This window comes from Ruegeria sp. CF4, assembly GCF_056537345.1.
This window is the reverse complement of record NZ_JBQFRJ010000009.1, coordinates 134,030-144,340: the sequence shown is the minus strand read 5'-3', so window position 1 is coordinate 144,340 and position 10,311 is coordinate 134,030. Positions and strand designations below refer to the sequence as shown.

Below are 10,311 nucleotides of genomic sequence, written 5' to 3'. Positions count from 1 at the left end.
GGTCAGTTCACGCCCGGACTCCGTCCGTTTCGTCAATTCGCAGAACTGGCTGCCTAACTTTGGTATAATCGCCAAGACAATTTGGCGCGTTCAGAACTTTGCAACAGAGCCATCCCCGATGATCATTTCTTGCATCCCCACATAGTCCCGGCGCAGCGCTGCTTTCAGCTCAGGGTTTGGTAGCAATCTTAGAGATCCAGGCCTGGCATTCTCGTAGTTAGCCCAAGCCGCTTTGAAGAAGACGGACTTATGGTGTGCAACCTGATCCAGCAAGTCGATCTGTTCGATAGCACGAGAATGGGACTCGTGTCTGATCAACTGAGCCATGTCGTAATAATGGCGCGACATACGGTCAGCCAGAGGTTTGGTGATGTTCTGATGAAAGAGCATATGCAGGATCGTGGCTTTTTCCCAGAATGTGCGTTCAACACCCAAGACCTTCACATCGACGTCGCCCTCCCCCAAAAGGTCTGGAAAGGCCTGATGCACATAAGGTGATATCCTGCGGGACTCGGCTGGTAGGTGAACCCCACGGGCGCCAAATTCGAACCGCACTACCGGCTGGATGTAGCCGCTGGCCGCACTTGTCTCGGATGGATAGGCGAAAAGCAAGGTTTGTGCATCATTAGGATCGACCGACAGGAAAAAGTGCTGATCCAGCGCGGCGCCAAACTTGATCTTGGTTTCTTTCAGAAGCGGTCCTGAGACTACTTTGGTGGCCGTATCCTGAAGTTCCTGCAATAGTTGCTTTTGTTTTTTGCCGGAAAGGGCAGGGTGCTCGGGGTCACGTTCGCCCTCGAATCCAAGCTGCGCTCGGTCGAGTGACAGATCCACGTCTTCCGAGAACCGATGGATGATGTCATAGGCCTTGGATAGCGATGTCCCACCCTTGAAGATCATGTGAGTGCCAAAAGAGGGCAGGGCGAATAGATGTTTCAGCGACCAGCAGACCCAGAAATCCTTCTCAACGATTGCCTTGGACATACCAAGCTTTGCGGCCGTTTCCTGAAACGCTTCTTCACGGTTCTTTGGAGTATCGTTGGCAAACTGGTCCAAGATCAGACCCGTGCCACAATTTGCTGCACTACCGGGTGCATCCAGGCCGGTACATATCTACTTTGTTTTGCGAGCAATGCGCGGTCCTTAACATCCAGATTGCGGGCCAGCGTGTCGACAACACGGCTATCCACCTGGTTTTTGCCAACATAGCGTAACGCCTGAAATATGGCGCCGGTTTTCTGGCCTGCACCAACTAGCGTTTTGGATGATGCATTTCGAAACTGGATGACTTGTCGACCAACTGTCTTGGTGCGGGTCGGGCCGTCGGTCATATAAGTCGGCTTGGACGGCACTTGGGTCGACAGCCCCAACTGGTTGGCTGCCATGGCAGGGGAGGGCTGTAGAACCTGATTGTCTTTGCGTGCAATCGCTTTGGCAATGTCATCGGCTGACGGAGACAACAGCCCTAATCGGGCGCTCTTTCTCGGATAGTCATAAAGCCCACGCGTTAACCGTCGGATCATCCCTTGATCCGCCAAACGCGACAATGCCTGATCCACGCTTGCGCGGGAGCCGATATCCAAAAAGTCCAGTGGCGCAAAGATTGCCCCCCGGCCTTTTCCGATGATGCGTTGTTTAATCGATGAAGTGATCATAGTTTTCTCCTTGTCAGAAAATATAGTACTTTTTTCTGACATTCAAGTTAGGAGAAAGCTGAGGTGATGTGTAAGTCGGGCGGACAGCTGACTTTCGCTGCATATGCGAGAGCAACTCTACCAATCTGTGAAAGCGGTCATTTACAGTCAGATATGCGATACACGCCCGATCCAGGTACGGATGAAGTCCTTTGTGGCGCGGGATCAGAGCGACCTGGCAAGGTCGCCAATATCCCAAAAAAGCCCGGCCATTGCGCGCAATGCATCACGCGAAACTGACTTTAACACGTGCTCGTTTGGCGCGTGCTGCGAACAGCCACGATAGGAGTGCGGCACCCAAACCGTTGGGAGACCGAGCAAATCGGAAAAGACCTCGTTGGGCAAGGAACCGGCGAGATTTGGCAGGACATGGGGTGGCTTCCCACACGTTTTTTCAAGCGAACGCGCGACAAAAGACACCCACGGATGGTTGGGCGACGTTCGCGTTGCATCAAAGAAGCTGCGGTCATGAGGCTTGATCTGAACGATCTCAAAACCTCTCGCATCAAGGTGGCGTCGAAGGGCGGGCAGGATATCGGATTGGTTAGTGCCAACAACGAAGCGGAGCTGGCAGGCGGCTATGGCAAATCCCGAGATCGCGTTGACCGGTGCCTCGGGGACACCGCTTTTCATTGCGAGGACCGCAAAACTGTTCCAGCCGAAGACGCGTTCGGCCGGTGTCAGGCCTTCCTCTCCCCAATTCTCGTCAATCTTCGGACCACCATCCCCGCCAACCGGCAAGTTGCGCAGGGTGTCCCGGATGTCTTCAGTCAGGCTGGTCGGCCGCCATTCTGGTATTTGGATTTGGCCCCGCACATCGGTGATCGTCGAGAGGGCTTGTGCAAGGATCATCGCGGGGTCGGCAAGCAAACCGCCCCAGTTACCCGAATGGTGCGCGCCGTCTCTTAGATCAACGATGAGGTCGAACGAATTGCCGCCCCTTGCCCCCATGAACAACGTGGGCGTGTCGGACTGAAGGCGCGGCCCGTCCGATGCGATCAGGACGTCTGCGGCTAGGTTGTCCTTGTGCTTGGCGCAAAACTCCGACAACCCCGGTGATCCCATTTCTTCGCCCATTTCAATGAGAATGCGCATGTTGAAGCCGAGCGCTCCACGGGCCTCAATGACAGCGCTCAGCGCCGCCAAATTGATGAGATGCTGCCCCTTATTGTCGGCTGTTCCGCGTCCATAGAGGCGGTCGCACTCATCAACCAGTCGAAATGGGTGAAGCCCGTCGCGCCATTGATCCGTTTGCGCGCGGATCACGTCGCCATGCCCGTAGGACAGGATTGTCGGACGCGTGTCGTCCTCGATGCGCTCTGCAACCAAGATCGGTCCGGCATCGTGCACAGGGTTCGGGTAGATTTCACAGGAGAACCCGAGTCTGCTCAGGCGCGGAACGAGGGCTTCCTCAAGATAGCGCGGAAGCTCCGCGGCTTTTTCTTGTGTCTGGCTCTCCGTCTCATGGGCAACCAGTTCGCTAAGTTCTGTTGCAAATTGACCGGTGTCGAAAAACTGGGCGGCGTTGTCTATTGCAGAGGCGCGGGTCACGGTTGTTTTGCCTCAGACAGGTGGACGCACGTCGTCCGGGATCGGACATGTGTAAGGTGTTTGGCCCAGATGGTCTTGATGCGTCGCGCATGCAGCTTCGATGCGCGAGGGATCCTCAACCAGTCGACAAGCTGTCGCGGCCATTGCTTTTGCCGCGTAGACCATGCCTTTGTGAGCCGCGGGCGCCTTGCCTTGTGCCACTGTTTGCCACGTATGAAACGGCGTTCCTATAGCACAGGTGGCAACTCGTGCCTGAACGGTTGGGACTGCCCAACTCACGTCGCCAACATCTGTCGAGCCTTCGCCGCCATCGCTGTGGCGATCAAGAGGTGCGATGAAGTCGCAGAGTGCGAGATTTTTTTTGGGCTTAGCACCGATCCGCTTGAAGGTCGTATTGATGTCAGCGGCGGTTAATGTGGTCTGAATGTCGCGGGCAAAACTGAGATCTGCCTCGTCAAAGGCGACGGGTCCAAGTTTCTCTAGCTCGTGCTGCATGGTTTCTTCCAAAGGACGGTTGCCAAGCAGGTTTGAAACGCCGGAAAAGACCTGGCTGGTAACTTGCGTTCCTGTCATCAGCGCCGCGCCGTCCGCAATCTTTCGGACGCGCGTAACCAAATCGGCGAGGTCCGGTAGCGAGCTGGCGCGGACGAGTTGGCGCACTGTGGCCTTGGCCTGCACCACGTTCGGCGCAACACCACCTGCATCGAGATAGGCGTAGTGAACCCGGGCGCTGTCGGGCATGTGCTCGCGCAGGTAATTTACACCGATGTTCATCAGTTCAACCGCATCAAGCGCCGACCTACCCAATTCCGGTGCACCCGCCGCATGGGCAGCTTTTCCATGAAAAGTGAAATCGATCCGGGTGTTCGCGAGCGATCTGGCCTCATTCACGCCTGTGAAGGTCGCTGGATGCCACGAGATGGCTGCGTCGACATCATCGAACAGTCCTTCGCGCACCATGTATGTCTTGGCCGCGCCCCCTTCTTCAGCGGGGCAGCCATAGTATCGCACACGGCCCTTGATGCCGTTTTCGGCCAGCCAGTCTTTCACCGCCGTCGCGGCCAAGAGTGCGGCGGCCCCTAAAAGATTGTGACCACACCCATGCCCGTTGCCGCCCTCTTCAAGCGGCTGATGTTCAGCCACACCTGGCGCCTGGCTCAGATATGGCAGCGCATCGAACTCGCCGAGGATGGCAATCACCGGACCCTCGTCTCCTGCTTCGCCAATCACGGCCGTAGGAATGCCAGCTGCGTTCTCTGTTATCTTGAAGCCCTGAGCGCGTAACATCTGCACATGTTCGGCGACGGACTTGTACTCGGCATAAAGCGTCTCGGGCGTGTCAAAGACTCGATCTGACAAGGCGATAAAATCATCACGATGGCGGTCGACGTGGTCCCAGATCGGATCGGCGTTTTTCAAGGGGCTCTCCAGCTTCTCGTTCAAACGGTTTCGGCGTGTTCCAGCAGGCAAGCCGTTTCGCGCCCGCCGCGCCCCGCTTTCAGTTCAGGAACAGTGGTGCGGCACTCAGCGGTCGCCACCGGGCAACGCGGGTGGAAGGTACATCCAGATGGCGGATCGAGCGGCGACGGAATTTCCCCCTCAATCGGGGCAAACTCACGCCGGCGCTGATCAAGGCGCGGAGCCTCTGCAAGCAGCGCTTTCGTGTAGGGATGGCGTGGGTCCGAAAAAATTTCCTCAGTCGATGCGCTCTCGACAATGCGGCCCAGATACATGATCGCCACGCGGTCGGCGATGTGTTCGACGACGCTCAGGTCATGGCTGATGAACAGATAGGTCAGGCCCAGCTCTTCGCGCAGATCCATGAACAAGTTGATAACCTGCGCCTGGATCGACACGTCCAGCGCAGCGATGGCTTCGTCGCAGACAAGGAACTTCGGCTTCACGGCGAGCGCACGTGCAATTCCAATCCGTTGCCTCTGACCGCCGGAAAACTGATGCGCGTAACGCCGCTTGAGCGACGGGTCGAGGCCGACCTTGCGCATCACGTCGTCCACGTATTCCGCACTCTCTGCCTTGCGGACGATCCCATGCATACGCGGTGCTTCGCCGATGATATCTTCGACGCGCATTCGCGGATTTAGGCTGGCAAAGGGGTCCTGGAAGATCATCTGAATTGCGAGGGTCGCCGCGCGTTTGTCGGTGCCGTTCAACGTCGCAACATCTTTGCCTCCGTAGAACATCTGTCCGTCACTTGCAGGGTGAATGCCGGCAACAACACGTCCCAAAGTGGACTTGCCGCAGCCGGATTCGCCGACCAATCCCAGAACCTCACCCTTTTGAATCGACAGGTTCACGTTATCGACAGCATGGACCGTTTCTTCCCGGATGTTTGCGCCAAGTCGCTGTGCGATTTTCCCCGCGACGTCCAAACGTTTGGTGAAGCGCTTCGAAACGCCTCGGATTTCAACGAGCGGCTCACTCAAAGCGTCGTCTCCTTGGTGCGTTGCGGATTGAAACAGCGAAGGCTGCGGCCATCCACGTCCTTAATCGGGGGGCGCTTGGAACACGCTGCCGTTCGGGCCTGACAACGCGGTCCAAAGGCGCATCCTTCAGGCAGGGCGAGCATGTTTGGCGTCATCCCTTCGATCTGGAACAAACGCTGCCCGCGCCGGTTCGCCGTCGGAACCGATCCGAGAAGCCCGACCGTATAGGGATGCAACGGACGGTCGATAACATCGTCGATACTGCCTTGCTCAACGATCCGTCCTGCGTACATCACCGAAATCCGGTCCGCGAGCCCTGCCACAACGGCAAGGTCATGCGTGATCCAGATCATCGCGGTTCCCGTGCGTTTCGTCAGCTTCTGTGCCTCGTGGATGATCTGCGCCTGAATTGTCACGTCGAGCGCTGTCGTCGGCTCGTCGGCAATAATGAGGTCCGGCTGGTTCAAGAAGGCTGTCGCAATCGCCACGCGCTGCCGCATCCCACCGGAAAGCTGATGCGGATAGGCTTGCAATCGCTCTTCCGGCGATGGGATGCCAACCAAACCAAGCGCATCACGGCTTCTTTCCCAGGCGGTTTGGCGGCTTACGTTTTCATGGGCGAGAATGGCCTCGATCATCTGCGTATCGACGCGCAGGACCGGGTTGAGAGTCATCATCGGATCCTGAAAGATCATCGAGATTCGGTTGCCACGCAAGGTCTTGAGTCGCTCTTCCGGTGCGTTCGCGATCTCGTCACCATTAAAACGGATTGACCCATCGACGATGCGCCCGGGAGGATCGATCAGCCCAAGGATGGAAAACCCGTTGATCGACTTGCCCGACCCGGACTCACCCACCAGACCCATTACCTCGCCCTTGGAGACGGTGAAATCCACACCATCTACGGCCTTGACCACACCCGCGTGCGTGAAGAAGTGGGTCTTTAGCCCGCTGACTTCGAGTACTGCCGTCATTTCTTCAACCTCGGGTTCAAAACATCGCGCAAATGGTCGCCCACAAGGTTGATGGACACGACCGTCAGCAAGAGCGCGATGCCGGGGAAAACGGATATCCAGTAGCGCCCGGACAGCATGTACTCGAAGCCATTTGCGATCAGCACCCCAATCGACGGTTCAGTCTGTGGAAGGCCTACGCCAAGAAACGAAAGCGTCGCTTCCAATGAGATTGCGCTGGCGGTTTGCACCGTGCCAACGACGATCAGAGGCGCCATGCAATTCGGAAGGATATGGCGAAAGACGATCCGGGGTCGCGATATTCCAAGGCATTGCGCGGCTTCGACATATTCCTTGCCACGCTCGACAAGCGCGGTCGCGCGAACCGTGCGGGCGTAATAAGCCCATTGCGCGATCACGAGGGCGAGGATGATCTTGTCGACACCCTTACCAAGTGCCGCAACCATCATCAGCGCAACAAGCGATGCCGGGAACGACAGTTGAAGATCCACGATGCGCATGATGAACGCTTCGGTCCGGCCTCCGGCGTAGGCCGCGACCAGACCGATCGCCATACCGATCAGAAGGGCAATCACCCCAGATGCAAGCCCAACGGTCAGAGAAATACGCAAGCCATAGAGAATTGCCGAGTAGAGATCGCGTCCAGACCCGTCCGAACCGAGCCACATCGTGTATCCGTCGAATGCTTCGGAACCTGGAGGCAAGCGCCCATCCATGACGCTGACCTGGCCAAGATCGTAGGGGTTCTGCGGCGTGATCCAGGGTGCCAGGATGGCCAGCAGAACGATGATCAGGAATATGCCGAGCGCCGCTGTTGCGATCCTGCTTTCGAAGAACTCGGCCCGAAATCGCTGGAACGGCGTCTCGACTTTAGGGGACTTGGCGGGGGTCAGAGAATGATCTGTGACGGTGTCGGTCATGCGCCCTGATCCTGCAAACGAACCCTCGGATCGAGGATCGAGTAGAGTATGTCGACGATCAGATTGATCAGCACGAAGAACAGTACGATGATCATCAGATAGGCGACGACGACAGGCCGATCCAATTGCAGTATTGCGTCGATCAGCAGTTTGCCCATTCCCGGCCACGCGAAGATTGATTCAGTCACCACCGAGAACCCGATCAAACTACCGAATTCGAGGCCCATGACGGTCACTACCGGGATCATGATGTTTTTCATTACATGCACCAGAATGATGCGTCGGGTCGAAAGCCCTTTGGCCCGGGCATACTTCACGTAATCCTGTCCCATCGCTTCCCGGACACCCGCTCGGGTAAGGCGGATTGCCAGTGAAATCTTAAGAAGCGCTAGGTTGAGAGCAGGCAGGAAGATGTGGCTCAACCCATCGAGCGTAAAAAGGCTGCTGTGAATCCCAAGAAACGAGCCGATATCGCCGCGCCCTGTCGCTGGGAGCCATCTAAGTTCTACGGCAAACAGCATGATGAGCATAAGCCCGACCCAGAAGGTCGGCAGCGAAAACCCAAGGATTGAGCCAGCCATAATGCCCTTGGACAGCGGGCTGTCGGGATAGAGCCCGGCATAAAGACCCAATGGAATACCGATCACGATAGCAAGAAAGAGTGCACTGAAGGCCAGTTCCATCGTGGCAGGCATATGGTGCAGGATCAGTTTGAGCGCGGGCTCACCGAAGACGAAACTGTCGCCGAGGTCACCCTGTGCAGCACCTTTGAGGAACAACCAGTACTGTTCCCAAATAGGCCGATCCAATCCAAGCCGTCGAATTGCAGCTTCGATGTCAGCCTGATCCGCGTCGGGGCTGACCAGCATGTAGACCGGGTCACCAACGATATTGACGCCGAAAAAGACAATCACCGACATCAGGAACACAACAAGCATTGCTTGCTGCAATCGGCGAATGACAAAAACGGTCATGAGGACATTCCCTGGGCAAAGGCTCCGGGCCGCTGCGAAGGCGGCCCGGATGCATTGCGATTACTCTTTCACGACGCCTGTCGCGAGAGTGTATTCGTCGGTCCGAGGGATGTAGCTCAGACCTTTTTTGGCCGCCCAGGTGTTGACCTGGAAGTGCGTCGGAATGATCGCCACGTTCTCGATCGCGCGCTCTGTCGCCGCGGCGAGCAGTTCCTGCCGCTTTGCGTCATCGACTGTTCGCAGGGCTTCTTCGATCAGTGCGTCGGTTTCAGCATCCGAGTGCCGGCCACGGTTCGATGATCCAAAGCCCGCATCCTTGTCATGGGTGTGGATCAGCGATTTGAGAGGCGAGGACGCTTCGCCGGACCCCGCGCCCCATCCGACGAGGATAAAGCTGAACTCCGGCAGACCCTCTGGGCTGCCTTTGGACGCGCGTCCAAAGTATACCGAACGCGGCATTGTTTCGACGGCTGTCTTGATGCCAACACGGGTCAACATTTGCGCAATTGCCTCGGCAATTTTGGCGTCGTTGATGTAACGGTCATTCGGCCCATGGATTGTCATTTCAAATCCATCGGGATAACCGGCTTCAGCCAGAAGCGCTTTAGCACCGTCCGGGTCATAAGCCACGACGTCCAGATTGTCGGACACGCCAAAGAACCCCTCGGGCAGAAGCTGGCCGGCGGGCAGGGCAACCCCCTCCATGACACGCTCAACGATTGCATCGCGGTTGATCGCCATGCTGATCGCCTTGCGGACGCGGACGTCCATGAGGGGGTTCTTGATATCGCCGCCACCGTTGGCCTTCACAAAGGGTGAATCCTCGCGGAATTGGTCCATGTGAAGATAGATCACTCGGTTGGACACGCCCTGGCTCAGCTGGATACCATCATTGCCCTGAAGTGTTGTGATATCGGTCGTTGGTACGCCCGATATCATGTCGACGTCACCGGCAAGAAGCGATGCAACACGGCTCGGACCGGACGTGATTGGGCGGAATTCCACCTCGGACCAGATCGGCGCGTCACCCCAGTAGTCGTCGTTCCGCACCAGTACGATGCTTTCACCCGGTGTGTAACTTTGGAACTTGAACGGCCCTGTGCCGATGGCGGCCGTACCCGCGTTGAAGTCTTCCGTCGTTGCTTCGCAGCCCACTTCTGAGATCACAGGGATCGTGGAAATGTCATTGCCCATCAACGGATAAGGTGCGGCCGTTTTGAAGTGCACCGTGTAGTCATCGATCTTGATGACTTCCTTACCCTTTAGATAGGTGCCGTATCCCGATGGAGAGTTCGGTACGTCCGGCGCGCGCGCCATGGTGCAGACTACATCGTCCGCCGTAAAGTCACTTCCGTCGTGAAACTTTACGCCCTCACGCAGCTTGAACTCCCAAGTCAATTCATCAATCGGCTCCCATGACACGGCAAGACCCGGCGATAGGCGCTGCTTCTCATCCTGCGCGATCAGCCGGTCAAAGATGTGCACGGACATCGCGTTGTTCGGACCCAGGTTGTGAAAATGCGGATCGAGTGACGTCGGCTCCGAAGCGAGGCCGATCGTTAGTTTTTCGGCCGAAACAGCACCGGCGCCGAAAGCCAAAATGCTGACAGCGACGGCTGTCGCAGATGTGAGTTTCCTCATCAAAAAGACTCCCTGTTTGTTTGGCGCTTGTGAATGGGCGAATCTTTGGCCGATCCCGCGCCCTATAAAAAAAACTAGCTACCGCAAAAATCATTGCCAATACTTATTGCTAT

At 56.9% G+C, this 10,311-nt stretch carries 9 protein-coding genes; all 9 read right to left on the bottom strand.

Going from position 1 to position 10,311, the window contains the following annotated elements:
- Positions 1 to 90: 90 nt before the first annotated feature.
- Entirely contained in the window at positions 91 to 984 is an 894-nt protein-coding gene (locus ACR0NF_RS17110; RefSeq protein WP_480778662.1) for a nucleotidyl transferase AbiEii/AbiGii toxin family protein, read from the bottom strand.
- 74 nt (positions 985 to 1,058) lie between these two features.
- Positions 1,059 to 1,655 carry a DUF6088 family protein gene (locus ACR0NF_RS17105; protein WP_480473222.1) on the bottom strand — a complete coding sequence of 199 codons (597 nt, stop codon included), beginning with the start codon at positions 1,653 to 1,655 and terminating at the stop codon, positions 1,059 to 1,061.
- Positions 1,656 to 1,859: 204 nt separating this feature from the next.
- Complete coding sequence (locus ACR0NF_RS17100) at positions 1,860 to 3,245, bottom strand: M20 family metallopeptidase (protein WP_480472952.1); 1,386 nt, start codon at positions 3,243 to 3,245, stop codon at positions 1,860 to 1,862.
- A gap of 12 nt (positions 3,246 to 3,257) precedes the next feature.
- A complete protein-coding gene (locus tag ACR0NF_RS17095; protein WP_480472950.1) occupies positions 3,258 to 4,664 on the bottom strand; it encodes an amidohydrolase in 1,407 nt (468 codons plus the stop codon).
- Positions 4,665 to 4,684: 20 nt separating this feature from the next.
- On the bottom strand, positions 4,685 to 5,689 hold the full coding sequence (locus ACR0NF_RS17090) for an ABC transporter ATP-binding protein (protein WP_480473306.1): 1,005 nt from the start codon (positions 5,687 to 5,689) through the stop codon (positions 4,685 to 4,687).
- Entirely contained in the window at positions 5,686 to 6,663 is a 978-nt protein-coding gene (locus ACR0NF_RS17085) for an ABC transporter ATP-binding protein (RefSeq protein ID WP_480778661.1), read from the bottom strand. The genes ACR0NF_RS17090 and ACR0NF_RS17085 overlap by 4 nt, the downstream gene beginning before the upstream one ends.
- On the bottom strand, positions 6,660 to 7,583 hold the full coding sequence (locus tag ACR0NF_RS17080) for an ABC transporter permease (protein WP_480472946.1): 924 nt from the start codon (positions 7,581 to 7,583) through the stop codon (positions 6,660 to 6,662). Before ACR0NF_RS17080 ends, ACR0NF_RS17085 begins: the two co-directional genes overlap by 4 nt.
- Positions 7,580 to 8,557: an ABC transporter permease gene (locus ACR0NF_RS17075; protein ID WP_480473304.1), complete on the bottom strand. Its 978-nt coding sequence runs from the start codon at positions 8,555 to 8,557 to the stop codon at positions 7,580 to 7,582. The genes ACR0NF_RS17080 and ACR0NF_RS17075 overlap by 4 nt, the downstream gene beginning before the upstream one ends.
- 60 nt (positions 8,558 to 8,617) lie before the next feature.
- The gene (locus tag ACR0NF_RS17070; protein ID WP_480472940.1) at positions 8,618 to 10,198 is read right to left on the bottom strand and encodes an ABC transporter substrate-binding protein; all 1,581 of its coding nucleotides are present in this window, start codon (positions 10,196 to 10,198) and stop codon (positions 8,618 to 8,620) included.
- Between the last annotated feature and the right edge of the window lie 113 nt (positions 10,199 to 10,311).

What these genes read in the sequence shown, in the direction of transcription:
- ACR0NF_RS17080 (WP_480472946.1), bottom strand. Translation starts at nt 7,583, where the DNA reads ATGACCGACACCGTCACAGATCATTCTCTGACCCCCGCCAAGTCCCCT.
- ACR0NF_RS17075 (WP_480473304.1), bottom strand. Translation starts at nt 8,557, where the DNA reads ATGACCGTTTTTGTCATTCGCCGATTGCAGCAAGCAATGCTTGTTGTG.
- ACR0NF_RS17085 (WP_480778661.1), bottom strand. Translation starts at nt 6,663, where the DNA reads ATGACGGCAGTACTCGAAGTCAGCGGGCTAAAGACCCACTTCTTCACG.
- ACR0NF_RS17110 (WP_480778662.1), bottom strand. Translation starts at nt 984, where the DNA reads ATGTCCAAGGCAATCGTTGAGAAGGATTTCTGGGTCTGCTGGTCGCTG.
- ACR0NF_RS17070 (WP_480472940.1), bottom strand. Translation starts at nt 10,198, where the DNA reads ATGAGGAAACTCACATCTGCGACAGCCGTCGCTGTCAGCATTTTGGCT.
- ACR0NF_RS17105 (WP_480473222.1), bottom strand. Translation starts at nt 1,655, where the DNA reads ATGATCACTTCATCGATTAAACAACGCATCATCGGAAAAGGCCGGGGG.